Origin of the sequence: Pseudomonas sp. HMWF021 (genome assembly GCF_003061005.1) — a bacterium.
Lineage (GTDB): Bacteria > Pseudomonadota > Gammaproteobacteria > Pseudomonadales > Pseudomonadaceae > Aquipseudomonas.
Genome location: NZ_QAIK01000107.1, coordinates 45,753 through 72,078, shown reverse-complemented (window position 1 = coordinate 72,078; position 26,326 = coordinate 45,753). Strand labels below are relative to the sequence as shown.

General features: G+C 57.1%; 27 protein-coding genes and 2 tRNA genes. 17 read left to right on the top strand and 12 right to left on the bottom strand.

Annotation, left to right across the window (positions count from 1 at the left end; all coding sequences use genetic code 11):
- Positions 1–281: 281 nt before the first annotated feature.
- The gene (locus DBR18_RS14535) at positions 282–1,778 is read left to right on the top strand and encodes a serine protease (protein ID WP_158275052.1); all 1,497 of its coding nucleotides are present in this window, start codon (positions 282–284) and stop codon (positions 1,776–1,778) included.
- A gap of 89 nt (positions 1,779–1,867) precedes the next feature.
- On the opposite strand, the gene hisF is transcribed toward DBR18_RS14535, so the two are convergent.
- The 6 genes from hisF to DBR18_RS14505 form a co-directional block, all read right to left on the bottom strand.
- On the bottom strand, positions 1,868–2,638 hold the full coding sequence (hisF, locus tag DBR18_RS14530) for an imidazole glycerol phosphate synthase subunit HisF (protein WP_007909211.1): 771 nt from the start codon (positions 2,636–2,638) through the stop codon (positions 1,868–1,870).
- A 9-nt stretch (positions 2,639–2,647) separates the two neighbouring features.
- Entirely contained in the window at positions 2,648–3,385 is a 738-nt protein-coding gene (gene hisA, locus DBR18_RS14525) for a 1-(5-phosphoribosyl)-5-[(5-phosphoribosylamino)methylideneamino]imidazole-4-carboxamide isomerase (protein ID WP_003220753.1), read from the bottom strand.
- Between the two features lie 42 nt (positions 3,386–3,427).
- Positions 3,428–3,688, bottom strand: coding sequence for a DUF2164 domain-containing protein (locus tag DBR18_RS14520; protein WP_041071393.1), 261 nt, complete (start codon positions 3,686–3,688; stop codon positions 3,428–3,430).
- A complete protein-coding gene (gene hisH, locus DBR18_RS14515) occupies positions 3,689–4,327 on the bottom strand; it encodes an imidazole glycerol phosphate synthase subunit HisH (protein ID WP_007961712.1) in 639 nt (212 codons plus the stop codon). It lies immediately after the preceding gene.
- Positions 4,327–4,920, bottom strand: a complete 594-nt coding sequence (hisB, locus tag DBR18_RS14510) for an imidazoleglycerol-phosphate dehydratase HisB (protein WP_007909204.1) — start codon at positions 4,918–4,920, stop codon at positions 4,327–4,329. Before hisB ends, hisH begins: the two co-directional genes overlap by 1 nt.
- 263 nt (positions 4,921–5,183) lie before the next feature.
- A complete protein-coding gene (locus tag DBR18_RS14505; RefSeq protein ID WP_108590826.1) occupies positions 5,184–6,848 on the bottom strand; it encodes an OFA family MFS transporter in 1,665 nt (554 codons plus the stop codon).
- A 351-nt stretch (positions 6,849–7,199) separates the two neighbouring features.
- Between DBR18_RS14505 and DBR18_RS14500 the strand changes: the two genes are divergently transcribed.
- The 5 genes from DBR18_RS14500 (at position 7,200) to DBR18_RS29210 (ending at position 11,453) form a co-directional block, all read left to right on the top strand.
- Complete coding sequence (locus DBR18_RS14500) at positions 7,200–9,425, top strand: AsmA family protein (RefSeq protein ID WP_108590825.1); 2,226 nt, start codon at positions 7,200–7,202, stop codon at positions 9,423–9,425.
- Positions 9,422–10,489: an A/G-specific adenine glycosylase gene (mutY, locus tag DBR18_RS14495; protein ID WP_108590824.1), complete on the top strand. Its 1,068-nt coding sequence runs from the start codon at positions 9,422–9,424 to the stop codon at positions 10,487–10,489. Before DBR18_RS14500 ends, mutY begins: the two co-directional genes overlap by 4 nt.
- The gene (locus DBR18_RS14490) at positions 10,486–10,758 is read left to right on the top strand and encodes an oxidative damage protection protein (RefSeq protein ID WP_007961706.1); all 273 of its coding nucleotides are present in this window, start codon (positions 10,486–10,488) and stop codon (positions 10,756–10,758) included. Before mutY ends, DBR18_RS14490 begins: the two co-directional genes overlap by 4 nt.
- A gap of 103 nt (positions 10,759–10,861) precedes the next feature.
- Positions 10,862–10,937: transfer RNA gene (locus DBR18_RS14485), tRNA-Phe, on the top strand.
- Positions 10,905–11,453, top strand: coding sequence for a hypothetical protein (locus DBR18_RS29210; protein ID WP_256588704.1), 549 nt, complete (start codon positions 10,905–10,907; stop codon positions 11,451–11,453). The genes DBR18_RS14485 and DBR18_RS29210 overlap by 33 nt, the downstream gene beginning before the upstream one ends.
- Positions 11,454–11,502: 49 nt before the next feature.
- Here DBR18_RS29210 and DBR18_RS14475 read toward each other — a convergent pair whose 3' ends face one another.
- Complete coding sequence (locus tag DBR18_RS14475) at positions 11,503–11,952, bottom strand: hypothetical protein (RefSeq protein WP_108590822.1); 450 nt, start codon at positions 11,950–11,952, stop codon at positions 11,503–11,505.
- Positions 11,953–12,210: 258 nt separating this feature from the next.
- Between DBR18_RS14475 and DBR18_RS14470 the strand changes: the two genes are divergently transcribed.
- From DBR18_RS14470 to DBR18_RS14455, 4 genes are all read left to right on the top strand, one after another.
- A complete protein-coding gene (locus tag DBR18_RS14470) occupies positions 12,211–13,269 on the top strand; it encodes a YhcG family protein (RefSeq protein ID WP_108590821.1) in 1,059 nt (352 codons plus the stop codon).
- Positions 13,270–13,336: 67 nt separating this feature from the next.
- Positions 13,337–14,311: an alpha/beta fold hydrolase gene (locus DBR18_RS14465; RefSeq protein WP_108590820.1), complete on the top strand. Its 975-nt coding sequence runs from the start codon at positions 13,337–13,339 to the stop codon at positions 14,309–14,311.
- Positions 14,312–14,339: 28 nt separating this feature from the next.
- Positions 14,340–14,753: a hypothetical protein gene (locus DBR18_RS14460; RefSeq protein ID WP_108590819.1), complete on the top strand. Its 414-nt coding sequence runs from the start codon at positions 14,340–14,342 to the stop codon at positions 14,751–14,753.
- 6 nt (positions 14,754–14,759) lie between these two features.
- Positions 14,760–15,212 (top strand): hypothetical protein, encoded by a 453-nt coding sequence (locus DBR18_RS14455; RefSeq protein WP_108590818.1) that lies wholly within the window; start codon positions 14,760–14,762, stop codon positions 15,210–15,212.
- A 71-nt stretch (positions 15,213–15,283) separates the two neighbouring features.
- On the opposite strand, the gene gabP is transcribed toward DBR18_RS14455, so the two are convergent.
- A complete protein-coding gene (gene gabP / locus DBR18_RS14450) occupies positions 15,284–16,675 on the bottom strand; it encodes a GABA permease (protein ID WP_007961696.1) in 1,392 nt (463 codons plus the stop codon).
- A 552-nt stretch (positions 16,676–17,227) separates the two neighbouring features.
- On the opposite strand from gabP, the gene DBR18_RS14445 reads away from it, so the two are divergent.
- From DBR18_RS14445 to DBR18_RS14415, 7 genes are all read left to right on the top strand, one after another.
- Positions 17,228–18,001, top strand: coding sequence for an ABC transporter ATP-binding protein (locus tag DBR18_RS14445; protein WP_108590817.1), 774 nt, complete (start codon positions 17,228–17,230; stop codon positions 17,999–18,001).
- Positions 18,002–18,014: 13 nt separating this feature from the next.
- Positions 18,015–18,764, top strand: a complete 750-nt coding sequence (locus DBR18_RS14440) for an ABC transporter substrate-binding protein (protein WP_007961694.1) — start codon at positions 18,015–18,017, stop codon at positions 18,762–18,764.
- Between the two features lie 77 nt (positions 18,765–18,841).
- The gene (locus DBR18_RS14435) at positions 18,842–19,537 is read left to right on the top strand and encodes an ABC transporter permease (RefSeq protein WP_007961693.1); all 696 of its coding nucleotides are present in this window, start codon (positions 18,842–18,844) and stop codon (positions 19,535–19,537) included.
- Positions 19,534–20,223 (top strand): ABC transporter permease, encoded by a 690-nt coding sequence (locus DBR18_RS14430; protein ID WP_007961692.1) that lies wholly within the window; start codon positions 19,534–19,536, stop codon positions 20,221–20,223. Before DBR18_RS14435 ends, DBR18_RS14430 begins: the two co-directional genes overlap by 4 nt.
- The gene (locus tag DBR18_RS14425) at positions 20,204–21,439 is read left to right on the top strand and encodes a methyltransferase (RefSeq protein WP_108590816.1); all 1,236 of its coding nucleotides are present in this window, start codon (positions 20,204–20,206) and stop codon (positions 21,437–21,439) included. Before DBR18_RS14430 ends, DBR18_RS14425 begins: the two co-directional genes overlap by 20 nt.
- A 342-nt stretch (positions 21,440–21,781) precedes the next feature.
- Positions 21,782–22,618: an FkbM family methyltransferase gene (locus DBR18_RS14420; protein ID WP_108590815.1), complete on the top strand. Its 837-nt coding sequence runs from the start codon at positions 21,782–21,784 to the stop codon at positions 22,616–22,618.
- 75 nt (positions 22,619–22,693) lie between these two features.
- Positions 22,694–22,769 (top strand) — tRNA-Thr (locus DBR18_RS14415).
- Between the two features lie 131 nt (positions 22,770–22,900).
- Here the strand turns inward: DBR18_RS14415 and DBR18_RS14410 are convergent.
- The 4 genes from DBR18_RS14410 to DBR18_RS14395 all read right to left on the bottom strand — a co-directional run bounded on the left by DBR18_RS14410 (position 22,901) and on the right by DBR18_RS14395 (position 25,858).
- Positions 22,901–23,185, bottom strand: a complete 285-nt coding sequence (locus tag DBR18_RS14410; RefSeq protein WP_177482387.1) for a DNA-binding transcriptional regulator — start codon at positions 23,183–23,185, stop codon at positions 22,901–22,903.
- A complete protein-coding gene (locus tag DBR18_RS14405; RefSeq protein WP_108590814.1) occupies positions 23,175–23,492 on the bottom strand; it encodes a transcriptional regulator in 318 nt (105 codons plus the stop codon). Before DBR18_RS14405 ends, DBR18_RS14410 begins: the two co-directional genes overlap by 11 nt.
- A gap of 321 nt (positions 23,493–23,813) precedes the next feature.
- The gene (locus DBR18_RS14400; protein WP_108590813.1) at positions 23,814–25,298 is read right to left on the bottom strand and encodes an HNH endonuclease family protein; all 1,485 of its coding nucleotides are present in this window, start codon (positions 25,296–25,298) and stop codon (positions 23,814–23,816) included.
- Positions 25,299–25,303: 5 nt separating this feature from the next.
- The gene (locus tag DBR18_RS14395; RefSeq protein WP_108590812.1) at positions 25,304–25,858 is read right to left on the bottom strand and encodes a DUF262 domain-containing protein; all 555 of its coding nucleotides are present in this window, start codon (positions 25,856–25,858) and stop codon (positions 25,304–25,306) included.
- Positions 25,859–26,326 lie beyond the last annotated feature (468 nt).

The window sequence follows — 26,326 nt, the reverse complement described above, 5'->3', positions numbered from 1 at the left end:
GCCCAAGAGTGCCTTGGGTACGCCATGCTGTCCACTGGCCTGTACGTATTCGCGCCTGAAGACGATGCGCGCCCCCGCGTCCATTTACCCCGTTACCAGCTCCTGGAATCCCGCCTCATCACTCCACTGTAAAAAATATCAGCACATAAAAACGCATGTCCAACTATTGACTTACAAGTAGCAACACAACCCACAAAACACTTAACAAGCATTTCAATACACTGCTCAAACCACCCCGAAGAACCCTTCGTGATATTGAAATAACCGACCAAGGAATGGTCATGAATTACGACATGAAACGTTTTATTTCTTTAGCGCTTGCAACATCCGCATTGATTACTTGTGCACATTCGATTGCGGAGTCACCAGAACCCGAATTACTGAACAACGCTGACGGCCAATCTAACCAATGGAATGGTGTCGGACAGATCCACAGGAATGGCAGCCGCTATTGCACAGCATTCTTGCTGGATACTCGCGACAGCAACAACGAAGCGAATGGCCCTGCTTATATAGCAACCAACGCTCACTGTGCTTCAATCAAAACAGGAACTACGACAAATAAAAATTATCAGGGCGAAATGCAGTTCAATTACTTCGCCGACACGCTGGATCCCACCAAACGCTACGCTATCAAGAAAGTCAGTTGGGCCAGTCTGGCCAGCGCTGATACTGCCATCATGGAACTGGACACTTCTCTGAATGCCTTGCTGCAGGAAGGCATAACCCCACTCAAACTCGCCTCAAGCGCTCCCGCCAATCCTACCCAGGTAAAAGTCATAGGAGCACCCAGTGTCGCTTCGGGCTTGCGGCTATCGACCTGCACTCAAGAGCCGTCAAACATCGTTCTGATCAAATACATGACCGTACATACCAACTATCAGAAACAGGATTGCAAGGGCATAGCGCCGGGTTCTTCAGGCTCCCCGGTCATTGATGCCGCTACCGGTGAGGTGACCGGGGTACTCTCTGGAACCACCTATGGCCTCTCGGATGACAAATTATGTTTCTGGCATGGATTATGTGGAGAAAATAAAACCGGCTCTTCTTTGCCTGATCGCGCAAGCCACAGCTTCCCCATGGACTACCTGACTGCCTGCTTTACAGAAGGCCGCTTCGATATTGACGCAAGTACTTGCACGCTAAAACCAGAGTTCAGTTTTAACAGCACAATAGACTCAGATGTAACCCTTCACAAAAAACCCATGAACGACAACGAAGAAACACCTTCATGGGGTACTGAATTTACAATGAGCACTGCCTTTTACCGCTACAAAACAGTACGCGATGCACATGCTTGCCATTTGCCAGAAAACTACAGCGACATAATCAGTACGCACTCAGCAAAAGTAGCAGCACCCATCGGCCGAGAAGAAGGTTTGTATTATCTTTGCCTGGTAGGTGTCGATACCGCAGAACAACCCTTTACCACCGGTTTACTTAGAAATGCACAGATCCTGCCTGCCCGGATTGTGGAACCCGTTTCGACCCCATTGCCAGACTTGACACCGCCCGCGATAAGAACCCTTCCGATAGGTCTTCTTCTTTCGTTTTCTGCCGTCGACGGTCGCAATGCCTGGGTACAGGTATACACAGGCCCCCCAGAAACCACGGACTGTGGCGCAATCAATCTCAATGAATATGAAAACTTAAAACACGGATTCTTGATTTTGAACAGATACTTGCCACGAACGGTATGCAGCTACGCCATGGATCGGAATTTCAGCACCTCGCATGTGCGTACCGACCTGGTACAACACTCTGAAAACGGCGAATAAGCCAACACTTCGCGCCTGGATCAGCCTGCACCCCTGACCATGAAGTCAAGGGTGCAGCGGTCAGCCATGCAACCGGCCCGTCATCGGGTTCAACGCATCACAATGCCACGCTTGGCCATGTAGGCCTTGGCCTCCTGCACGGTGTATTCGCCGAAGTGGAAAATACTCGCCGCCAGCACTGCGCTGGCGTGGCCTTCGAGGATACCGTCGGCCAGATGCTGCAGGTTGCCGACGCCGCCGGAAGCGATCACCGGAATGCCCAACGCGTCGCTGATCGCGCGGGTCACGCCAAGGTCGAAGCCGTTTTTCATGCCGTCCTGATCCATGCTGGTCAGCAGGATCTCGCCGGCACCCAGGCCTTCCATCTTCTTCGCCCACTCGACCGCGTCGAGACCGGTCGGCTTGCGCCCGCCGTGGGTGAAGATTTCCCAGCGCGGGGTTTCACCCGGGCCGGAGACCTTCTTCGCGTCGATGGCGACGACGATGCATTGCGAGCCGAAATGCTGCGCCGCTTCACCGACGAATTCCGGATTGAACACCGCTGCGGTGTTGATCGAGACCTTGTCCGCACCGGCATTGAGCAGATTGCGGATGTCCTGCACGGTACGCACGCCACCGCCGACGGTCAGCGGAATGAATACCTGGCTGGCCATGCGCTCGACAGTATGCAGCGTGGTGTCGCGGCCATCGACGCTGGCGGTGATGTCGAGGAAGGTAATCTCGTCGGCACCCTGCTCGTCATAGCGACGGGCGATTTCCACCGGGTCACCGGCATCGCGGATGTTTTCGAACTTCACACCTTTGACGACCCGGCCGTTGTCCACGTCCAGGCAAGGGATGATGCGTTTGGCCAGCGCCATGGTCAGTCCTCAGCCTTGGTACGAATCGCAGAAAGCTTGCGCTTCAGCAACGTCGAGGGTGCCTTCGTAGATCGCCCGGCCGGTGATTGCGCCGATGATGCCCGGCGCCTTGGCGTCGAGCAGCGACTTGATGTCACCCAGATTGTGGATACCGCCGGAAGCGATCACCGGGATCTTTGTTGCAGCGGCCAGCGCGGCAGTGAACGGCACGTTGCAGCCCTGCATCATGCCGTCTTTGGCGATGTCGGTATAAACGATCGACGATACGCCGTCGGCCTCAAACTGTTTGGCCAGGTCGATGACCTGCACGGTGCTGATTTCAGCCCAGCCATCGGTAGCGACGAAACCGTCTTTGGCATCCAGACCGACGATGATCTTGCCCGGGAACGCGCGGCAGGCTTCAGCGACGAACGCCGGATCCTTCACCGCTTTGGTGCCGATGATCACGTAGCTCACGCCCGCCTTGACGTAGTGCTCGATGGTTTCCAGCGAGCGAATACCGCCACCGATCTGGATCGGCAGGGTCGGATAACGCTTGGCGATCGCGGTGACCACTTCGCCGTTGACCGGCTGGCCTTCGAACGCGCCGTTCAGATCGACCAGATGCAGCCGGCGGCAACCGCCCTCCACCCACTTGGCAGCCATGCTCACCGGGTCATCGGAGAACACTGTGGAATCTTCCATGCGGCCCTGGCGCAGACGTACGCAGGCACCGTCCTTGAGATCGATAGCGGGAATAATCAGCATCTGGCAAACCTTCAAATTTGAATGTTCAGCTTGGCTCGGAAATCAGTTTTTCTCGAGCGCCCACAGGTCGCTTTCGATGCTTTCAAACCGCTCTTTGAGGTGGGTCTGCACATCGAAAATCGCCCTGTTGTAATAGTGCGGAGCAATTTCGCGGGTAAACAGCTCAAGAATTTCCGCCGCCTCGAACGAACCCAGGTCCAGTTCGAAACGGTCTTCCATGAACCGCTGAATCTTGCGATTGGCCTCGCTCTCCTGTTCGGGAGTGAGGGTCAGGATCGGCGGTTTGGACTTCCTGGCGGCCATTTACCAGCGACCGTCCCACGCGGCGAAGTTCTGCAGCAATTGCAGGCCATGGGTATGGCTCTTCTCCGGGTGGAACTGCACGGCGAAGCGCGAGCCCTCGGCCAGCGCCGCAGCGAAATCGACCCCGTAGTGACCGCTGCCCACCACCTGCCGTGCATTGGCGGCAGCGATGTAGTAGCTGTGCACGAAGTAGAAACGCGCCATGTCCGGAATGTCGTGCCACAGCGGGTGACTGACCTTCTGCTGCACCTCGTTCCAGCCCATGTGCGGGACTTTCAGATGTTCGCCATCTTCATGCAGGTCTTTGCCGAAGAACTTCACCGCGCCCGGGAACAGGCCGATGCAGTCGACGCCGTCGTTCTCTTCGCTGCTGTCGAGCAGGGCTTGCATGCCGACGCAGATGCCGAGGAACGGGCGATCCTGGCTGACTTCACGTACCAGCGAATCGAAACCGAGGCGGCGGATCTCCGCCATGCAATCGCGGATCGCACCGACGCCTGGGAATACCACGCGGTCGGCTTCGCGAATCACGTCGGCATCGCTGGTGATCAGCACCTTGCCGGCGCCGACGTGCTCGAGGGCCTTGGCCACCGAGTGCAGGTTGCCCATGCCGTAGTCGATAACTGCAACCGTCTGCATTACAGAACGCCTTTGGTCGATGGCATTTGCCCGGCCATGCGCTCGTCCAGCTCGACAGCCATGCGCAGCGCGCGGCCGAAAGCCTTGAACACGGTTTCGATCTGGTGGTGGGTGTTGGTGCCACGCAGGTTGTCGATGTGCAGGCTGACCAGTGCGTGGTTGACGAAGCCCTGGAAGAATTCCTGGAACAGGTCGACGTCGAAACCGCCCACGGTGGCGCGGGTATACGGCACGTGCATCTGCAGGCCTGGACGGCCGGAGAAGTCGATCACCACGCGCGACAGCGCTTCATCGAGCGGCACGTAGGCGTGACCGTAGCGACGGATGCCTTTCTTGTCGCCGATGGCTTTGGCGAAGGCCTGGCCGAGGGTGATACCGACGTCTTCCACGGTATGGTGGTCGTCGATATGCAGATCGCCCTTGCATTCAATATCCAGGTCGATTAACCCGTGACGGGCGATCTGATCCAGCATGTGCTCAAGAAAAGGAACACCGATATCGAATCGGGCCTTTCCGGTGCCATCAAGGTTGATCGAGGCTTTGATCTGGGTTTCCAGAGTGTCGCGCTCGACAGACGCCTTACGTTCGGCCATCACCAGCTCCGCAAAATCATTGGGCGAAAAAGGCAGCCATTATAGGCACGCGGGGCCGAAACAGAAACACGAGACGTGAGATGGCTGACGGACAGAGGCCCCGGCTGTCGCGGGTAGACATGTCCATACAAGCCATGACAGGCACCCTGAAAACAACTGTAGGAGTGAGCCTGCTCGCGATGAGGGCGTGACAGCCAACATTTCCGTGACTGTCAGACCGCTATCGCGAGCAGGGCTCACTCCTACAGGGGTACTACGTTTTTTTAGTGAAACAGTACCGCCGTCTTCTGCAGGGTCACCCACACACCCCACGCCAACGGAATACCCACCACCAGCCACGCGGCGATCGCCAGCGGCTTGCTGCCCGGCGCGGCTTTCCACTCCAGTACGGTGCTGGCATCAGCACCTTTGTCGTGGCCCAGCGCCTGTTCGGCAGCCAGTTCAGCGTCGGTCATGAAGTACTTGTCGGCCACCGGACGCACCAGCAGGTTGCACAGGAAACCCAGCACCAGCAGGCCCGCGAGGATGTACAGGGTGATGTCGTAAGCGGCCGCGCGTTCAACGCCGATGCTCAGCTGATACTCACGCAGGTAGTTCACCAGCACCGGACCGAGTACCCCGGCCGCAGCCCAGGCAGTCAGCAGACGACCGTGGATCGCACCGACCATTTGCGTGCCGAACAGGTCGGCCAGATACGCCGGAACGGTCGCGAAACCACCACCGTACATCGACAGAATGATGCAGAACGCCGCCACGAACAGCGCAACGTTGCCCAGATGGCCCATGTTCGGGATCAGCGCGTACAGGGCAAAACCGAGGGCGAAGAACACGAAGTAGGTGTTTTTGCGACCCAGGTAGTCCGAGAACGAAGCCCAGAAGAAGCGGCCACCGATGTTGAACAGGCTCAGCAGACCGGTGAAGCCGGCAGCAATCGCGGCGATCGAAGCCAGTTGCCCGGCGTCCAGTTGACCGAACGGCACGTCAACGCCCAGCAGCTTGCCGCCGAACACTTCCTGCAGCAGTGGCGAGGCCATGCCGAGAATGCCGATACCGGCGGACACGTTCAGGCACAGCACCAGCCACACCAGACGGAACTGCGGAGTTTTCCACGCCACATTCACGTGCACGTGACGGTGGGTGATCATCGCGTTCGAGGCTTTTTTCGCCGGCGCGGTCCAGCCCTCAGGCTTCCAGCCGGTTGGCGGCACGCGGTAGGCCAGAGCGCCACCGATCATGAACACGAAGTAGATCGCCGCCATCGCCACGAAGCTCTGCCACACGCCGACACCGGCAGGCGAAGCGAAGTGACTCATCAGCGCAGTCGCCAACGGGGCACCGACCATCGCGCCGCCACCGAAGCCCATGATCGCCATGCCGGTTGCCATGCCGCGCTTGTCCGGGAACCACTTGATCAGGGTCGAGACCGGCGAAATGTAGCCCAGGCCCAGACCGATACCGCCGATCACGCCGGAGCCGATCCACATCAGCCAGATCTGGTGGGTATAAATCCCCAGCGCCGAGATCAGCAGACCGCCGCACCAGCACAGTGCCGATACCACACCGGCCTTGCGTGGCCCGGCGTGTTCCAGCCAGCCACCCCAGATCGCTGCCGAGCAGCCGAGGAAGATGAAGAACAGGGTGTAGATCCAGCCGAGCATGGAGATCGGCCAGTCGCATTGCGAAGAAAAGACCTGAGCGATGAAACTCATGTCCGGCGCGCAAGCCACTGGCGCAGTGACGCCCAGCGCCTTGGACAGCGGCAACCAGAACACCGAGAAGCCGTAAGCCATGCCGATGCACAGGTGGATGGCCAGAGCGGCCGGTGGAACCAGCCAGCGGTTGAAACCGGGCCTGGCGATGATGCGCTCCTTGGACAGGAACGCAGGCTGGTCGGCGCGAAGGCCGTCCGCCGTGATGCTCGTGCTCATTGTGTATCCCCCAATTATTAGTATGGTTCGCCAGCCACTGTTCACCCTCGGCCTTATGCACGCAGGCATGACCGTTTTTTAAGGTGAAGCTCCTTGAAGGCGCGACGTTAAGTCGCAGAAGGACGGACGAACCGGCGAAGGTTACCATTTGCACGTGACAGAAAAACCAAACTGATATCACCTTTTTAATGTCATCTGATCTCCTGCCACCGGGAAACTGCCGCCCGTTTGACTGTCCAAGCGCAGCAGAACGAGGCCCGACAGGTTTGACAGGCCCTGTCCGGAAGAGCGCGATGCAGCGCTATACTCCCCGGCTAAATTACGAATTCGACTAACTACAAGGACTCGCCCATGAAAGCGTTCGGCAAAATCCTGGGTCTGGTACTTCTCGGGCTGTTGCTGATCATTGTCGCGGCAGGCTTCGCCCTGACCCACCTCTTTGATCCCAACGACTACAAAGACGAGATTCGCCAGATAGCCCGCGACAAGGCCCACATCGAGCTGACGCTCAATGGCGATATCGGCTGGAGCCTGTTCCCGTGGCTTGGCTTGGAATTGCACGAGGCCAGCGTCGCCACCCTGATCAATCCGACCGAACCCTATGCCGATCTGCAGATGCTCGGTCTGTCCGTGCGCGTGTTGCCGCTGTTGCGCCGCGAAGTGCAGATGAGCGATGTGCGTGTCGAAGGCCTGAACCTGCGTCTGAAACGCGACAAGAACGGCCACGGTAACTGGGAAGACATCGGCAAGCTGCCACCTCCCGCCACGCCTGCAGGCAGCCCGACGCCTGCCAGCGCACCCGCTGCAGAGGCTGCCGCCCAGCCGGAAAAACCACCACAGCCGATCCGGCTCGACATCGACAGCCTGACCGTCAACAACGCCCGGGTTGAGTACAACGACGAGCAGACCGGCAAGCAGTACAGCGCCGAAAGCATCCAATTGAGCACCGGTGCGGTCCACGATTCGACCAACATTCCGTTGAAAGCCACGGCGTTCCTCAGCACCAATCAGCCAGTGCTGCGGGTGCGCACCGAACTCAACGGCGAGCTGCGCATTGAGCGCGCGCTGCAACGCTACAAATTCGAAGACATGAAATTGTCCGGCGAACTGACCGGCGATCCGCTGCAAGGCAAGACCATGACCTTCTCCGCCCAGGGTCAGGTATCGCTGGACAAAGCCGCGAACGTCGCCGAATGGACCGGGATCAAGATCTCCGCCAACCAGTTGCGCGCCTTGGGTGAGCTGAAGGCCAACGACCTCGACAAGACCCCGCAGATCACTGGCGGCCTCTCGATCGCCCAGTTCGATCTGGCGAAGTTCGTCGACAGCATCGGCCAGACATTGCCAGCGATGGCGCCCGGCAGCCTGAGCAAGGTCGAGCTGGTCAGCCGCGTGGCCGCCACGCCAACCAGCGTCGCCTTCGACAACATCAATTTGAAAGTCGACGACAGCAGCTTCAGCGGGCGTATTGCCGTTGAAGATTTCGCCAAGCAGTCGCTGCGCGCGATCCTCAAGGCTGACACGTTCGACGTCGACCGCTACCTGCCGCCGAAATCGGAAAAAGCCAAGAACGCCACGCAAGTGCGTCAGGCGGAAGTCGCCAGCACCGAAGCCGATGCCATGGCCGGCGCCGGCAGCACACCGTTGCCGGACAAGCCGAGCAAAAGCGCCTGGAGCACCGAGCGTCTGTTGCCGGTCGAGCGTCTGGCCAAACTCGATGTCGATGCCGACCTGACCTTCGGCCAACTGACCCTCGACAAACTGCCGATCCAGAACGCCGCGCTCAAAGCCACCGGCCAAGGCGGCCTGCTGACGCTGGAAAACCTGCGCGGTGGCCTGTACAACGGCGACTTCGAAGCCAAGGGCACCCTCGACGTGCGTCCGAGTGCGCCGGTGCTGAACCTGCAGACCAGAATCAACCGCGTGCCGGTGGAGAAAATCCTCGAAAGCCAGGGCAAGAATCCGCCGGTCAAAGGGCTGGTCACACTGACCAGCAGCATTACCGGCAGCGGCAACAGCCAGCAGGCGCTGATCGATACCCTCAACGGCAACGCCAGTTTCGTGATCAACAACGGCGTGTTGCTCAACGCCAACCTTGAACAGCAACTGTGCAAAGGCATCGCCACCCTCAACCGCAAAACCCTCAGCGGCGAGCCGCGGGGCAAGGACACGCCGTTCCAGGAACTCAAGGGCAACCTGACCTTCCGCAACGGCGTGGCCAGCAACCCGGACCTGAAAGTGCGCATCCCCGGCATGACCGTCAACGGTGACGGCGACATCGACCTGCGGGTGCTGGGCATGGATTACCGCGTCGGCATCATCGTCGAAGGCGACACCAGCGCCATGCCGGATCCGGCCTGCCAGGTCGGCGAGAAATTCGTCGGCATCGAGTGGCCGCTGCGTTGCCGTGGCCCGCTGGAGCTGGGCGCCAAGGCCTGCCGTGTGGACAACGAACGTCTCGGCCAGGTCGCGACCAAAATGGCCGGTGACAAACTCAGCGAGAAGATCGATGAAAAACTCGGCGACAAGGTCAGCCCGGAATTGAAAAACGCATTGAAGGGGCTGTTCAAGCGATGAGAGCGGAGCAGTTTTCCACGGCGGTGCTGGAATGGTTCGACCGCCACGGCCGCCACGATTTGCCTTGGCAGCAGGACATCAACCCGTATCGGGTGTGGGTGTCGGAGATCATGTTGCAGCAGACCCAGGTCAGCACCGTGCTCAATTACTTCGACCGTTTCATGACCGCGCTGCCTACGGTGCAAGCGCTGGCCGAGGCGCCGGAGGACGAAGTGCTGCACCTGTGGACCGGGCTGGGTTACTACACCCGCGCGCGCAATCTGCAAAAGACCGCGAAGATCGTCGTCAGCCAGTACGGCGGCGAGTTTCCCCGTGACGTCGAAAAGCTGACGGATCTGCCGGGGATAGGCCTGTCCACCGCCGGCGCTATCGCCAGCATCAGCATGGGCCTGCGCGCACCGATCCTCGATGGCAACGTCAAACGCGTTCTGGCGCGTTTTACCGCGCAAGAGGGCTATCCGGGAGAGCCGAAGGTCGCCAGACAGCTGTGGGCCAACGCGGAGCGTTTTACGCCGCACGATCGGGTCAACGCCTACACTCAGGCGATGATGGATCTCGGCGCCACGCTCTGCACGCGCAGCAAACCAAGCTGCCTGCTGTGTCCGCTGGAAAAGGGCTGCGAGGCGCACATGCTTGGCCTGGAGACACGCTACCCGATCCCCAAACCCCGCAAGGCCATCCCGCAGAAACGCACGCTGATGCCGATGCTGGCCAACGAAGAAGGCGCGATTCTGCTTTATCGTCGGCCCTCCAGCGGCCTGTGGGGCGGTTTGTGGAGCCTGCCGGAACTCGAAGACCTCGACGACCTGCAACATCTGGCCGATCAGCATTCGCTGACCATGGGCGAGCAGCAGGCGCTGCCAAGCCTCGTCCACACGTTCAGCCATTTCCAGTTGTCCATCGAACCCTGGCTGGTTCAGGTACAGGAGGCCAGCCATCACGTGGCCGAGGCCGACTGGCTCTGGTATAACCTCGCCACCCCGCCGCGCCTGGGCCTTGCCGCCCCGGTCAAAACCTTGCTCGAACGCGCGGCCGCCGTATTGAACGCAGGAGAGTCGTCATGACCCGTACCATCATGTGCCGCAAGTACAAAGAAGAACTGCCCGCGCTGGACCGCGCTCCTTTTCCGGGCGCCAAAGGTCAGGATATTTTCGACCACGTCTCGGCCAAGGCCTGGGCCGACTGGCAGAAGCACCAGACCCTGCTGATCAACGAAAAGCGTCTGAACATGATGAACGCCGAAGACCGCAAATATCTGCAGGGCGAAATGGACAAGTACTTCTCCGGCGAGGATTACGCCAAAGCCGAAGGCTACGTTCCGCCTGCGGAGTAAACCCGCAAAATCGGGGGGCGAATCGTAAGCGACGGAATTAATTTAAGAAATTTTAAAAAAGTCGTTGACGTAAATCCGAAAAACCCTTTTAATGCGCCCCGTTGCCCAGATAGCTCAGTCGGTAGAGCAGGGGATTGAAAATCCCCGTGTCGGCGGTTCGATTCCGTCTCTGGGCACCAAATACCGAAAACCCTGAATCGCAAGATTCAGGGTTTTTTTATGCCTGCGATTTGACGACGGCTCAATCCAGCCTTTTTTCTGGGCTGCGCAAATGCGCGACGGGTTTCGGCCAACGTCGATCCGCGCTACTTTGGCCGCACCTTAAGGAAGAGGTTATCCACTGGATGAACCAGAAAAGAACCCGCGAGCCCCTGCCCCATCCGCCACCCTATCGCCAGAGTCGGATTTCCTTCTGGCTGACGGTGCTGGTCGGCGTATTGATCGCCTTCCTCATCGGCGCGTCGATTTATCTGATCATCCACAGCTTGATCAGCGGCTCCATCACGACCTGGAACCGAACCGGCCCGCGCCATACCTACACCCTCGCGCAGCAACCCCGAATGTTCTGGTTCGAGATCGTGTCGCAGTGCGTTGGCACCCTGTTTCTGATAGCCGTGGGCTGGATCGGATTATGGATTTACCGAATGGCGCGCGAGCCCCGCGACGAGCAGAAGGCCAAGCGTACGCGGGGGTAAAGGAAGGCGCGGGATTGTACCCGCGCCTCGATTCTTCAATACACCCGCGTTATCCAGCGTCATTCCAGTGGAACACCAGATTGCGCGCAGTGCCGCTGCCAACGTCTGTCACGTCACGCCGTGTTTCGCCGTTGCGCGTGGCGACCACGGTGTATTTACCGGGTGGCAATTGCACGTACACCAGCGGGCCCGTTTGGGTGAGGGTCAGCACGGTTTGCCCCGGTGCCTTTTGAATCGTCACATCGACATCAGCGGTGTACTGGTCTTGCGCGCCCACCGCAAACGTCATGTGCAGGTTGTAGCCGGGGGTTTGCTGAATGGCTTTTGACTCGTCCAGGCCAATCCCGCCGGACAGGTAGTTGATGCCGTTTTGCTGTTGTTGCTGGACTTGCACGCCGGCACTGTCGACCGGTTCCAGGTTGGCGGCCTGAGACATGCCAGGCAACAGCAGCCAACCGACAGCAGCGAGCGGCAGCATGAATGAACGAATGTTTTTCATGATGGCGACTCCCGGGTTCTGAAGAACCCAATCGTTACCTTTTTTTAGATTTGGCACCGAAAGGCTTGTTTTAGATTGATTGGTACTTGGTGCATGTACGAAATGGACTACAGACCATTGCTATCAATACGCCTTTTGCCGGCAACGTCCTGCACGACCCATCCCGCCTTCCTGCTGACTTCACAGGCTCGCCCGACATCGCCGGCCGGCGAATCCCGGCATGCTTTGGCATCTGTTTTCAATGATGCGGAAGACTCGATGAACCCGTTAAAAACTGATGATGCGCAAGACCCGAAAATCGATTCATTGCCGGGAGAGTTGGGCGAACTGATCCGCCAGGCGCGGCAAAAAGTGCTGCGTGCGGTGGATACGATCCAGGTGCAGACCTGCTGGCAGATCGGCCGGCATATTGTCGAGTTTGAACAGCAAGGGGCGCAGCGGGCGGGGTATGGCAAGCGGTTGCTGGCCTTGTTGGCGAAGGATCTGACGGCGCAGTTCGGGAAGGGGTTTGACGCTTCCAACTTGCGCTACATGCGCCTCTTTTATCAGGCATTTCCAATTCGTGACGCACTGCGTCACGAATTGAGCTGGACCCATTATCGGCGGCTTTTGGGCGTCACCAGTGACAAGGCTCGCCATTGGTACATGGAAGAGTCTGCCAACCTGAACTGGTCCAGCCGCGCCCTTGATCGCCAGATCAATACGCTCTACTACGAGCGACTGCTGATGAGTCGAGACAAGACCGATGTGATCGAAGAAGCCACCACCAACATTGCAGCCATGAAACCCCATCCCCGCGAGTTCATACGCGATCCCGTCATGCTCGAATTCCTTGGGCTACCGTCGGCCGGCAAGGTCAGGGAGAGTCGTCTCGAACAGGCTCTCATCGACCACCTGCAAGGCTTTCTCCTGGAACTGGGCAAAGGCTTTTCCTTTGTCGCTCGACAGCAACGCATCAGCACCGATGGTGACGATCTGTACATCGACCTGGTGTTCTACAACTACGTACTCAAATGCTTCGTGATCATTGACCTCAAGCGCGGCAAGCTCAGCGCTCGCGACGTCGGACAAATGGACATGTACGTGCGCATGTACGACGAACTCAAGCGCAGCGAAGGCGACAAGCCGACAGTCGGGATCATTCTGTGTGCAGAGAGCAATGACTCGGTAGCGCGTTACTCGATACTCAAGGGCAATGAGCAACTGTTCGCCAGTAGTTACAAAACCATACTGCCGAGTGAGGAAGAGCTGCGCGCCGAACTCAATCGGGAACAGGCCCTGATCGAAGAGCGCCTGCTCCTGCAATCCGCTGAATAGAAACGGCGGATTGTTCCCGTGTGGCGCGAAGGCTATTGTTGACAGCTCCGCGAAAGGGTCGAAAGCGATGAGCTGTCAGGATGCGCCAGCAACGCAAGACATGCAGTCACCGTCACCGGTGTTGACAGGTAAACAAGGTGAAGCCTTCAAGGAAGTCGCCGCCGATGGCTTTGTGCTCGGCGGTTTCACCTGGCAGCACACCCTGCCTGACCCGCAACGCCCGGTGGTCATCATCAACGCTGCCACCTCGGTACGCTGCCGACACTACACGCGCTTCGCCGATTACCTGTTCGCCAACGGCTTCGACGTGATCACCTACGACTACCGCGGCATCGGCGAATCACGCCCGGTAACCCTGAAAGGCTGTGAGGCTTCATGGACCGACTGGGGCGCGCTGGATTTCGAAGCGATGCTCAAGCGCGCGCAACGGGAATTCTCCGGTCAGCCCATCGATGTGGTCGGCCACAGTTTCGGCGGTTGCGCGGCGGGACTTGGCAAGTCCGGGCAGGTCATTCGTCGGTTGGTGACGGTCGGCGCGCAGTTCGCTTACTGGCGCGACTACGCGCCGGCACAGCGCTGGCGCATGTTTGCTAAATGGCATTTGCTGATGCCGCTGCTGACGCGCATCTGTGGCTACTTCCCGGGCAAGCGCCTCGGCTGGCTGGAGGACACGCCAGCGGGCGTCGTACGCGACTGGAGCACGCCCGCATCGCGTTATGAGCAACGCCCGAGCGGCCGCAGGCTACTGCAGCAAAGCGGCCGCCTGCCCTTCGCCAACGTTCGTGCACGCACCCTGGCGATCAGCATCAGCGACGACCCGTACGGCACGATCCCGGCCATCGAACGCCTGCTCGACTACTTCAGCCATGCGCACAAAACCCACCTGCGCATCGAGCCGCAGGACATCGGCGAACAACAAGTCGGACATTTCGCCTTTTTTCGTAGCGCATACCAAGCCACACTATGGCCCATCGCTCTGACCTGGCTGCAAACCGGTGAGCTGGCCCCCGACACACCCGGGCGGCCAGTGCCACGCAGCTGAGCCCTTTCCACGCACGACGGAACACACCATGGCCTCCGCCAACAAGCAGCAAAAACGCGCCGCCCGGGCCAAGACCAAGGCCAAGCAGAACCGCACCAAACGTGCCGAGACACCGGTAGAACTGGACCCGAACGATGACCGCATCGACTTCGAGTCGGTGGATCTGACCGAGCTGTTCAAGAAAATGATCGACGCCGAGAAGATCAGCCAGCAGGCCATGTGCACCGCGTTCCTCGAAGACCCGCTGCTGGAGCTGGTCTACGAGCAGGAAGGCGAAGAAGGCGCGATGGACTTCATCCTCGCCGCGCTGATCGAGTATCGCCAGTGGTCGCAGGAAACCGACGAAGCCGGCGCCCTGGCATGGATCGAATCCCCGGCCTTCCAGGCCGACTATGTGGCGGCGTCCGACGCGATTGCCGCACAAACCCAACAGAAGAACTGAGTTCCCATGGCATCCCTGAACAAGCAACAGAAACGCGCCAAACGCGCCAAGGCCAAAGCCAAACACATCCGCATGGTCGGCCGTAAGCCGCTGGACCAGGACGACAACCTCGGGCATCTGGACGAGCCGATCCCGGAATACACCTTGGCGATGTTCAGCAAAATGCGCGACGCCGAAGCCGTCAGCCGCAACGAAATGCTGCTGACCCTGCTGCGCGAACTGGCGTTCATCATCGTTGACCATCCAGAGCTGCTGGACATGGAAAACGCCGAGAACGAAGGCATGGCCGCCACCCACCTGGCCGCCGACATGCTGATCGACTACCGCATGTGGGCCGACGGCATGGACATCGAAACCGCCCAGGCCTGGCTGACCGAGCCACAGTTCATCACCGATTTCGGGATTGCGCTGGATACGTACGGCAAGTCGGTTGAAGCGCAGGAAGACAAGAGCGAATAAAATTACGCTCACAAACAAAAACGGCCGCTCGTCATCACTGACAGCGGCCGTTTTGCATTACGCGTTGCGGATCAGTTCAACACCACCGCACCACGGTTTTCCAGCTTGCGGCGGCGCGCCACCAGCAGGCCGGCGGCGACTACCATGAGGCTCAGCAGGCCGGTTGCGAGGATTTCCACGCGGTGGGCTTCCTGGAACAGCATGATGGTCAGGGCCGCGACGATGAAGATGATCACCGCGTAGGTCAGGCCCGGGAACAGCCACATGCTGAAGACGATTTTCTCGCCGCGGGCCATGCGCTGTTTACGCATGCGCAGTTGCGAGAACGCGATCACCAGGTACACCAGCAGCGCGATGGCACCGGAGCTGGCCAGCAGGAATTCGAACACTGCGGCCGGGGCCACGTAGTTGGCGAAGGTGCAGAGGAACGCCGCGCCGGTCGACAGCATGACTGCCCAGTAAGGCGTACCGCTTTTGTTGACCCGAGTCGACATGGCCGGTGCATCACCGCGTTTGCCGAGGGAGAACAGCATGCGCGACGAGGTGTACAGCGCCGAGTTCAGGCAGCTGGTGACCGCGACCAGCACCACGATGTCGACGATCATTTTCGCGTTCGGAATGCCCATGCGCTCTAGCACGGTCTGGTAGGAACCGAGGTTGGCCAGCGTAGGATCGTTCCACGGCACCAGGGCCACAACGATGAAGATCGACACGAGGTAGAACAGGCCGATCCGCCAGATAACGGAGTTGGTGGCCTTGGAGATCTGCTTGCCCGGATTCTTCGATTCCGCGGCCGCGATGGTCACGATCTCGGTCCCCATGAACGAGAACATGGTGGTCAGGATCGCGCCCAGCACCGCGCCCATGCCGTTGGGCAGGAAACCGCCGCTGTCGAACAGGTGCGAAACGCCGCTGACCTGGCTGTTCGGCAGGAAGCCGAAGATTGCCGCGAGGCCAAGAATGATGAAGCCGATGATCGCCAGGACTTTGATCAGGGCGAACCAGAACTCGAATTCACCGTAGTTTTTCACGCTGAACAGGTTGGTGACCGTCAGCAGCATGGTGATGATCAGTGCGAACGCCCAGATCTCGATCCCCGGGAACCAGGCATGGAGGATGGTCGCGGCGGCGTTGGCTTCCAGTGGAATCACCAATACCCAGAACCACCAGTACAGCCAGCCGATGGTGAAACCGGCCCAATGCCCGATGGCACGGTCGGCATAAGTCGAGAACGAACCGGTGTCAGGCGAAGCGACAGCCATTTCACCGAGCATGCGCATCACCAGCACCACCAGAGTACCGGCGGCGGCATAAGCCAGCAGCACGGCGGGGCCGGCGGCGGCGATGGCATGGCCGGAGCCAACGAACAGACCGGCGCCGATAACACCGGCGATCGACAACATGGTCACATGACGCGGTTTGAGCCCCTGTTCGAGGCCATTGGAGCTTGGGGTACTGCTCATCGAAACTACCTTTGCGAGGAAAGCGATTGCGTCCGTCCTGTCTGGTTTTCCTTCTCGTAAAAAGAAACCAACGGGGCGTTCCAGATTCTGCACGCAATAAATGCGCCAAAATGTTTCAAAGTCTTCTGGCCCGCGGCTTCTAACGCGACCGGACAGTCATCGCAAGTCCTTAAAATTAATGGCAATTCGCCAGAGCGTTACCCTGCGACTCACTTTTCAAACGAATGACCGCACCAGAAACACACTGAAAAAGTGTGGGATGCACAATAAAAGGGCGAATCGTGTACGTTCAGCCGGATAGCGCTTCCAACACCCCGCCAAAGCTGGCAACATCGCGCCTTTTTTTACGCAACACCCGCGGGTCTGCACGATCAAACACCCGTTCGGTTGTTGATGGGGCGACAGTCTGCTGTGCCGATGCGACAACCCGCCACATGCCATCCGCTTACTGCTCGCAGCGCTGTTGGCTGCCATTGAAACGCTATGCTAGCGTGGCCGCCTCACCAGGAAGGCCCGCCAACAGCAGGAGCGCAACATATATGAGGAACGCACATGGCTGAGGCCACGCCCGCGCTTGAAATCCGCAACTTGCACAAACGCTACGGACAGCTCGAGGTGCTCAAAGGCATCTCGCTGACCGCCCGCGACGGCGATGTGATCTCGATCCTCGGTTCCTCCGGTTCCGGCAAGTCCACGTTCCTGCGTTGCATTAATCTGTTGGAAAACCCGCACCAGGGTCAGATTCTGGTGGCCGGTGAAGAACTCAAGCTCAAGCCCGCCAAGAATGGCGAACTGGTTGCCGCTGATGGCAAACAGATCAACCGCCTGCGTTCCGAGATTGGTTTTGTATTTCAAAACTTTAATCTGTGGCCGCACATGAGCGTGCTCGACAACATCATCGAGGCCCCGCGCCGCGTGCTCGGCCAGAGCAAGGCCGAGGCCATTGAAGTCGCCGAAGCGCTGCTGGCCAAGGTCGGCATCGCCGACAAGCGCCACGCCTACCCGGCGCAACTGTCCGGTGGGCAGCAACAACGCGCCGCAATCGCCCGCACGCTGGCGATGCAGCCGAAGGTAATCCTGTTCGACGAGCCCACCTCCGCCCTTGACCCGGAAATGGTTCAGGAAGTACTTAGTGTCATCCGCGCACTGGCCGAAGAAGGCCGCACCATGCTGCTAGTGACCCACGAAATGGGCTTTGCCCGTCAGGTCTCCAGCGAAGTGGTGTTCCTCCACCAGGGGCTGGTGGAAGAGCAAGGATCGCCTCAGCAGGTGTTCGAAAACCCGCTTTCGGCGCGCTGCAAACAATTCATGTCCGGCAACCGCTAACGGAGCAACATGCATGCAGAATTTTAAAAAGGTCTTCCTGGCCGCCGCCGTCACCCTCGCATTCAGCGCCGGTGCCATGGCCGAGACCCTGAAGATGGGCATCGAAGCGGCTTACCCGCCGTTCAACAACAAAGACGCCAGCGGCAACGTGGTCGGCTTCGACAAAGACATCGGCGACGCCCTGTGCGCCAAGATGAAAGTCGAGTGCAGCGTGGTCACCTCCGACTGGGACGGCATCATCCCGGCGCTGAACGCCAAGAAGTTCGACTTCCTGGTCTCCTCGCTGTCGATCACCGAAGAGCGCAAGGGCGCGGTGGACTTCACCGACCCGTACTACTCGAACAAGCTGCAGTTCATCGCACCGAAAAACGTCGACTTCAAAACCGACAAGGATTCGCTCAAGGGCAAAACCATCGGTACGCAGCGTGCGACGCTGGCCGGCACCTGGCTGGAAGACACCTACGGTGACGACATCAAGGTCAGCCTTTACGACACACAGGAAAACGCCTACCTGGACCTGACCTCCGGTCGTGTCGATGCCATCCTCGCTGACAAGTACGCCAACTATGACTGGCTGAAAAGCGACGCCGGCAAGAACTACGAGTTCAAGGGCGACCCTGTCGTGGAAAGCGACAAGATCGGCATCGCTGTACGCAAAGGCGATCCGCTGCGTGAGAAGCTGAACGCTGCCCTGAAGGAAATCGTCGCCGACGGCACCTACAAGAAAATCAACGACAAGTATTTCCCGTTCAGCATCTATTGATCTGACCTGCGGGACTGGCGCCGTGATCCGACGGCGCCGGCTCCCGGCCTTGCCTGCCGCGATTTGAAAAGAAATCCATGATTATCGACCTCTACGGATTCGGCCCGGCCCTCGCCGCCGGTGCGCTGATGACCGTCAAACTGGCGCTGACGGCCCTGTGCCTGGGACTGGTGCTCGGTCTGCTCGGCGCCTTGGCCAAGACTTCCCCGTACAAGCCGCTGCAATGGCTTGGCGGTACTTATTCGACTTTGGTGCGTGGCGTCCCGGAATTGCTCTGGGTGTTGTTGATCTACTTCGGTACGGTCAACCTGATGCGCAGCCTCGGTGAGTTCTTCGGCAACCCTGACCTGCAACTCAGCGCCTTCGCGGCCGGCGTGATTGCGCTTGGCCTGTGCTTCGGCGCCTACGCCACGGAAGTTTTTCGCGGCGCGATTCTCGCCATTCCCAAGGGCCACCGCGAAGCCGGTGTTGCGCTGGGACTGTCGAAATGGCGGATTTTCACCAAGCTGATCATGCCGCAGATGTGGCGCATCGCCCTGCCTGGCCTGGGTAACCTGTTCATGATCCTGATGAAGGACACCGCACTGGTCTCGGTGATCGGTCTGGAAGAAATCATGCGTCACGCGCAGATCGGCGTGACCGTCTCGAAACAGCCGTTCACCTTCTATCTGGTGGCGGCGGTCATGTACCTGGGCCTCACCGTACTGGCGATGACCGGCATGCATTTCCTGGAAAAACGCGCCGCTCGCGGCTTTGCGAGGAGCGCTTCATGAACTGGGAAGTGATCATCAAGTGGCTGCCGAAACTGGCGCAGGGCGCGACTCTGACCCTGGAGCTGGTGGCGATTGCCGTGATTGCCGGCCTGTTGCTGGCAATCCCGCTGGGCATCGCCCGCTCGTCGAAGCTGTGGTACGTGCGCGCCCTGCCCTACGCTTACATCTTCTTTTTCCGTGGCACGCCGTTGCTGGTGCAACTGTTCCTCGTCTATTACGGCCTGGCGCAATTCGATGCGGTTCGTAACAGCGCGTTGTGGCCGTACCTGCGCGATCCGTTCTGGTGTACGACTGCGACCATGACCCTGCACACGGCGGCGTACATCGCCGAGATCCTGCGCGGCGCGATCCAGGCGATTCCGCCCGGGGAAATCGAGGCGGCGCGGGCGCTGGGCATGTCCAAGCCCAAGGCAATGTTCTACATCATGCTGCCGCGTGCAGCGCGCATCGGTCTGCCGGCCTACAGCAACGAAGTGATCCTGATGCTCAAGGCCAGCGCACTGGCGAGCACCGTGACCCTGCTGGAGCTGACCGGCATGGCCCGCACGATCATCGCCCGCACCTACCTGCCGGTGGAAATCTTCTTCGCCGCCGGCGTGTTCTATCTGCTGATGTCCTACGTACTGGTGCGCGGCTTCAAGCTGCTGGAGCGCTGGTTGCGCGTCGATGCCTGCCAAGGACGCTGAAACTTCCCACGTGCTGACGGGCGAGGATCTGCTCGCCCGCTTCACCGCGCTGGATGCTTTTCTTACGGAGCATCAGGCGCTGTGGAAGCCTCGTCCGTTCACTCATCTTTCGCTTCCATGGGAAACCACCTACCCCGAATTGGCTTCCTGGCTACGCGGACGATCGCTGGGAGATGCAGAGCGGGCGCATAACCATCCTGCCGACCTCATCGATGCCCCGGAGCCGTTCGCTTCATTGGCGGCGTTGTCGGCTGAGCTGAGCGCAATCGGAGAGTTGCCGGGACATGCGCTGGAAGCGGCAGGCCATCGATTGAATGTCGATGTGCCGGGGCGCAAGTGGCAGCAAATTGAGGCGTTTGCAAGTTGCCTGTCCTTTGCCGCGCAGCCAAAGCATTGGCTCGACTGGTGTTCGGGCAAGGGACATTTAGGGCGGCGTCTAACAGGCGAAGGGCAACAACTGACGTGCGTTGAGTGCGATCCGTCGTTGGTCGCCAGTGGTCAGGCGTTGAGCCAGCGTCATCATCTGCCTGCCGTGCATGTCGAGCAGGATGTACTGGCCGCAGACGCAGCGACCGTTCTAAGCGCCCAACACACACCCGTCGCTCTGCATGCCTGCGGCGACTTGCATGTGCGCTTGATGCAACTGGCCAGCGCGGTCGGTTGCCGACAAATGGCGATCGCCCCTTGTTGCTTCAACCGCATCGCTCGCAACGCATATCAAGCATTGTCCTGCGCAGGTTCGCGATCCGCCCTACAACTCTCACTCGAAGATCTGGCACTGCCGATGAGTGAAACCGTCACCGCCGGTGCACGCGTACGACGTCAGCGTGATATTTCCATGGCCCGGCGCCTGGCTTTTGATCTGTTGCAGCGACAAGTGCGCGCTGTAGATGAATATCTGCCAACCCCATCCCTGCCAAGCGCCTGGCTGGACAAACCCTTCGCTGTGTACTGCCGCGACCTGGCAGCGCTGAAGGAGTTATCCACAATCGGCACGCCGAACTGGCCAATGCTGGAAGCCGCCGGCTGGGCGCGGTTGGCTGAAGTTCGTAACCTGGAATTGTTGCGCGGACTTTTCCGACGGCCGCTGGAGCTTTGGCTGAATCTTGATCGCGCACTTTTTCTCGTCGAACAGGGTTACGTCGTACGCCTCGGCACTTTTTGCGCAGATACGGTTACACCACGCAATTTGCTGTTGCTGGCCGAACGCGCCTAAGGCTTCACTGCCTGTGGATAACTCTGTTGATGAATTTGCCACGGATCCAATATCCACACCTGTTTCATCGCCTTAACGGCAATGATCATTTTTTGTTCACTTCAATAAAAAACCGGTAAAACAGGGATTTGCATACAAAACGAGAACGTGTCCACATTTCCCCCCGCAAACCAGCGCCCCTGACAACCCTTTGTGCATAAGCTTCTAATCAAAACGACATAAACGCCGAAATTCGTGCACGCACGGCGAACAATTGCGACCTTGCGCCAGCCTTGCTATACAAGGCCCAAGCGTGCGCTCGCGCACCATCAAACAAGAACAATCTACCGACAGGAAGCGCCCGTGACGTTCATTTCATATGCACAGAATTTTGAAGATGTTCGCCTGTGGCGTGCGTTCAGGGAGCTGGAAGACGGTTTCTACATCGACATCGGCGCCAATGATCCAAACCACGACTCGGTCACCAAAGCGTTCTACGACCACGGCTGGCAAGGGGTGAACGTAGAGCCGATACAGAATTATTACGATGCGCTGTGCCAGCAACGTCCGCGCGATACAACGCTGCAGTGCATTGCCAGTGATGCGCCTGGCGAAGTGACTTTCTACAGTATTCCCGACTCCGGTCTCTCCACCGCCGATCCGCGGGTGGCGCAGGAGCGCAAGGATGCCGGCTTTGAGGTACAGCGTCTGACGGTGAACGCCCGCACCCTGACCTCGATCTGCGAAGAACACGCCGCCGACCGGGCGATTCACTTCTTGAAGATCGACGTCGAAGGCCACGAAGAAACCGTGTTGCGCGGCATGGACTTCAGTTGTTTCCGCCCGTGGATCATCGTCATCGAAACCCCATGGCAACGCGATCACACCTGGGAGCACCTGGTGACCGACGCCGGGTATCAGCCGATCCTGTTCGACGGCCTCAACACCTGGTTCCTCGCCGATGAACAAATGAACCTCAAACCCGCCTTCGACATCCCGCCCTGCAACCTCGACAACTTCCAGCTGTGCCGCGGCCACGCATTCGCCCATCCGATCGACGTCGCCGAACCCGACACCGCCCAGCAACTGGCCAATGCTCTGCAGCGCGCCGAACAGGCCGAAAGCCAACTGCGCACCCTGCAAAACAGCCGCACCGTGCGCGCAGTGCAAAAGCTGCACAACATGCTGCGCAGGGCGTGATTCGAGCGACTGCAAAAATAGTCTGAATTCAGGGGTTTACAGAACCATCCCAGTCGCTATAATCGTCGCCCACACGCCGGTATAGCTCAGTTGGTAGAGCAACTGACTTGTAATCAGTAGGTCCCGGGTTCGACTCCTGGTGCCGGCACCATACAAAACAAAGCCCCTGCAGAAATGCAGGGGCTTTGTTGTTTCCGGAGTGTCCACATTTCGTCCACACCTCCGATCGCCGGCAATCGCATAGCCAGTTTCTAATCGGAACACTCCATAGACGATTTCACCTCAGGCTGGCTCCAAATCCCGCAATGCTTCCGGATGCTGGCTCGCAACACGCAATAGAGTCTGTGCCGCACCTGTCGGCTGCCTGCGACCTTGCTCCCAATCTTGCAACGTCCGCAAACTCACACCAATCAACTTGGCGAACGCACTCTGCGAAACGCCCACCTTGGCTCGCGCTTCAGCGGCCGCCGAGAGCGGCACCTCTGTCACACGCGCTGCTTTTCCCGCCCTCATTTGGCGGACAGAGTCCAGCAAGTCCTGCTGGAATTGCTCCAGTTCATTGACCATCGCTGATTTCCTCCTTCAGTTGCTTAAGGAAGGCTGCGGGCAGGTTGTCGAATTTGGCCTTGGTGTAGGCTATCAGCAACCAAATTGAGCCTTCGGAAAGCGTGTTGTAATAAATGACACGTGTACCACCTCGCTTGCCCATGCCGCTACGAGACCAGCGCACCTTGCGCAGGCCTCCGCTACCCGGAACGACATCACCGGCCAACGGATTTGTGGCAAGCCAGGTTATGAATTCATGCCGCTCACCATCGGCCCAGATACCGTCAGCATAGCGCTTGAAAATTTCGGTTTCGATAATGGTATACATGGGCGGAACTATACGGCTTTGCCGTATAGCTTGGCAATGCACACTTGTCTGATGCACAGTCTTGCAACTTTGACAGGGTGAGAATTTAGGCGACCTGTCCGTACCAATGCACGTTGCTCAAACCACGCCAACACACAGGAGCTTCCCAGTATCGAATGAGCAGGCAAAAAATAAATCTGTCACCTTTCTCCAACATTCTCCCGACAAATCTCCCCAGCGCTAAAACTCTACAATACTCACAAACAAAGATTAGACATATAAAAGTTTTAACTTTACATGGACAACGGAAGCGCAAAAAAATACGCTTCCTATATAATTTATTCAAAATGCTATAGTATCTGGGCGATCCTCTACAAGTTCATCTGGAACTATCGGAATTGAAGGCTCATCTGAAACTAGAGCAGCTATAGTAATTTTTTCTCTTTCAAGTACAAAAGCCAACCCCAGCCACTGGGCTTTTTTTGTAGCATCCCCAATCTTGAATGACCATCTTTTTTCCATAAAATCCAAAAGATAGATACCGCGACGCAGTATTTCTTTTGGCCCCCAAGCATCAGAGGTTGATACCTGTATTTCTGACAAGCAGCCATACTTGTAACCCACCTGATTTTTCTCAGAACCTTTCTTCACTTGGAAAGACTTATTACTCAAAGAAGCATTTTTTCCATGCGACACTGGTAAAAGATTGCCTATAGAATTACGTAGCTTATTACGTTCAGGAACACTATAGCCGGAAAACTGCGTTTTCCAATAGCCATCTTTAGCCTGCTGCGGATATATGTGCTCTACAGTTCGATAGTCGTCTAAAAAAACCTCACGAGAATTGTCCCCAGCCCAACTCAACAGCTGCCTGCTAGTTTTAGAAAGTTTTCTGAGATGCTGTTCATACTCAAACATGAAATAGCGTATCAAAAACCAGCCATAGTAACCATTACTATGCTTACCGAGCCCTTTAATAGATTCTTTAAATTCCGAGGTTTTTACCATCCGATCACAAGCGTCTTCCAATATTTTAGCTACTTGCGAAGGAGTTTCAGCTCCAGAAAGTACCCTAAGGGTCAACTCACTAAGATCCAACTCTGAGTGATATGGAACTATTCTTGATATAAATCCGAACTTCTCTCCTGCGATAAGTAATGCCTCTCTGTCGCTTGATGGCTTGAATGTAAAAACGCTAGCTACAACAAGCAAAAAAAGCTCATAGTCAGAAAGTCTATTGATCTGATTTAGAGAAATCTTTTCTTGTTCACACCAATGAGCCAAATCAGGATAAGCAACCTCATAAAAGCTTTTGACCACCGACTTTATACTTGCCGCATAATCGTATACATCTTGAATCTTAAGCGGATCGGCGCCTTCTTCCGACAGAAGGCGCTTAGGAGTAAAAACCTCTTCTAGTAATGCATCTTTGTACCGCTGTTCATTCCTCAAGTACCTTTTAAAACTTTTGGGTTTATCATCCAACCCAGCGTATTTAGCGCCAAAATACATTACATAATGAGTTCGTAAAAATATATCATCGTCATACTTATCATTATCAATCAACCCAAGATAATGATATACAGCCTTCCAACTTTCATTGATAGCTTTCCTGAGATGTTCGCTCTCCCGTCTCTCAACATCAAATTTTGTCGAGAGATAAATGAGACGATTCTTCAAAAGCTCCAAATGAGAAAGCAATTTCCCACGATTGTTCATCGTTTCAAAAGTTACAAATACATCCAAATCCTGCTCTATGTAAAAAATATTAAACTGAAGATGCTGAGTTAGCTTTGTATAAATGTTTTCAAGGCCCTCCTCACTCAATCCTTCTAATTTATTTGAAAAAAAGTTTTGGCCGCTAACAAATTTTTTGTATAAATCGTTTCTTCGTACAATGAGTGATTAACTGACTCATCACCGAATATTTTCTGTTTTAGAAACTCATAGCTTGGATTGTCTTTTTCGTACCCAAAAATATACGACCTAGAAATCCCCCTTCCCTTAACCTCACATATATACTTTCTCCGTATATCGTCTTTTTCAGTATAATTTAGTTGATCACCGTCACTAACCTTATCTAGAACAGCCTGCAATAAAATAACAGCAGTCGTAAGCCGCTGTTGACCATCAACAACATACATAGGACTATAACGTTTGGCTTCGATTATCCAAATATCATCATCCCATCGCTGATAGCTTTCTTGTGTTACTGGCTCGAGCGTTAATACACCTGTGTAATGACTTTTACCTTTTGGCAATTGTTCAATATCATTCCAAAAATCTTTAAGATGTTTTTCTTCCCAAGAATAGCCGCGCTGATAATCAGGAATTCTAAATATTACTTCAGAAAAAATCTTGGAAAGAGACTTCAACTCTGATTGCATTCACCACCTCACCAAATGCTTTAGTTTTTCGAAATCTAGTACAGAAATTACGAAAATACACGCTTCATGCAAATATTTACATAACTTATGAACAGTTAACCGACACAAACCAGCCTCACAAAAATCAAACATATAAATAGCAGTTCGCCATTAGCACCTTAGTTTTATGTTTCTTTCAATTTACTCTAGTTAAACGAGCTGTGCCACTACCATGCCACGATTACGCCCCCCCTCCCACCACGTTACCGTCAAACCCGTCGCTGCCACTTCAGCGACCAGGTTTGAGGATCCGCGTAAGATGCACGCGCACCAGCGCCCCCAAACCACGATTGCCAATGCTTTTTTAGTGTCCGCGTTCACGTGTAATGGCGGCTGCACGTGGGAGACCTTCGGGTCTGTCGGGCTCCTGTATCTCCGATTTTCAGCCTGCGCATAGCTGCCACCTTTTCGCCTGAGAACGAACATGGC

Coding starts and splice junctions, on each gene's coding strand:
- DBR18_RS14535 (WP_158275052.1), top strand. CDS start 282: ATGAATTACGACATGAAACGTTTTATTTCTTTAGCGCTTGCAACATCC.
- hisF (WP_007909211.1), bottom strand. CDS start 2,638: ATGGCGCTGGCCAAACGCATCATCCCTTGCCTGGACGTGGACAACGGC.
- hisA (WP_003220753.1), bottom strand. CDS start 3,385: ATGCTGATTATTCCCGCTATCGATCTCAAGGACGGTGCCTGCGTACGT.
- DBR18_RS14520 (WP_041071393.1), bottom strand. CDS start 3,688: ATGGCCGCCAGGAAGTCCAAACCGCCGATCCTGACCCTCACTCCCGAA.
- hisH (WP_007961712.1), bottom strand. CDS start 4,327: ATGCAGACGGTTGCAGTTATCGACTACGGCATGGGCAACCTGCACTCG.
- hisB (WP_007909204.1), bottom strand. CDS start 4,920: ATGGCCGAACGTAAGGCGTCTGTCGAGCGCGACACTCTGGAAACCCAG.
- DBR18_RS14505 (WP_108590826.1), bottom strand. CDS start 6,848: ATGAGCACGAGCATCACGGCGGACGGCCTTCGCGCCGACCAGCCTGCG.
- DBR18_RS14500 (WP_108590825.1), top strand. CDS start 7,200: ATGAAAGCGTTCGGCAAAATCCTGGGTCTGGTACTTCTCGGGCTGTTG.
- mutY (WP_108590824.1), top strand. CDS start 9,422: ATGAGAGCGGAGCAGTTTTCCACGGCGGTGCTGGAATGGTTCGACCGC.
- DBR18_RS14490 (WP_007961706.1), top strand. CDS start 10,486: ATGACCCGTACCATCATGTGCCGCAAGTACAAAGAAGAACTGCCCGCG.
- DBR18_RS14475 (WP_108590822.1), bottom strand. CDS start 11,952: ATGAAAAACATTCGTTCATTCATGCTGCCGCTCGCTGCTGTCGGTTGG.
- DBR18_RS14470 (WP_108590821.1), top strand. CDS start 12,211: ATGAACCCGTTAAAAACTGATGATGCGCAAGACCCGAAAATCGATTCA.
- DBR18_RS14465 (WP_108590820.1), top strand. CDS start 13,337: ATGAGCTGTCAGGATGCGCCAGCAACGCAAGACATGCAGTCACCGTCA.
- DBR18_RS14460 (WP_108590819.1), top strand. CDS start 14,340: ATGGCCTCCGCCAACAAGCAGCAAAAACGCGCCGCCCGGGCCAAGACC.
- DBR18_RS14455 (WP_108590818.1), top strand. CDS start 14,760: ATGGCATCCCTGAACAAGCAACAGAAACGCGCCAAACGCGCCAAGGCC.
- gabP (WP_007961696.1), bottom strand. CDS start 16,675: ATGAGCAGTACCCCAAGCTCCAATGGCCTCGAACAGGGGCTCAAACCG.
- DBR18_RS14445 (WP_108590817.1), top strand. CDS start 17,228: ATGGCTGAGGCCACGCCCGCGCTTGAAATCCGCAACTTGCACAAACGC.
- DBR18_RS14440 (WP_007961694.1), top strand. CDS start 18,015: ATGCAGAATTTTAAAAAGGTCTTCCTGGCCGCCGCCGTCACCCTCGCA.
- DBR18_RS14435 (WP_007961693.1), top strand. CDS start 18,842: ATGATTATCGACCTCTACGGATTCGGCCCGGCCCTCGCCGCCGGTGCG.
- DBR18_RS14430 (WP_007961692.1), top strand. CDS start 19,534: ATGAACTGGGAAGTGATCATCAAGTGGCTGCCGAAACTGGCGCAGGGC.
- DBR18_RS14425 (WP_108590816.1), top strand. CDS start 20,204: ATGCCTGCCAAGGACGCTGAAACTTCCCACGTGCTGACGGGCGAGGAT.
- DBR18_RS14410 (WP_177482387.1), bottom strand. CDS start 23,185: ATGGTCAATGAACTGGAGCAATTCCAGCAGGACTTGCTGGACTCTGTC.
- DBR18_RS14405 (WP_108590814.1), bottom strand. CDS start 23,492: ATGTATACCATTATCGAAACCGAAATTTTCAAGCGCTATGCTGACGGT.
- DBR18_RS14395 (WP_108590812.1), bottom strand. CDS start 25,858: ATGCAATCAGAGTTGAAGTCTCTTTCCAAGATTTTTTCTGAAGTAATA.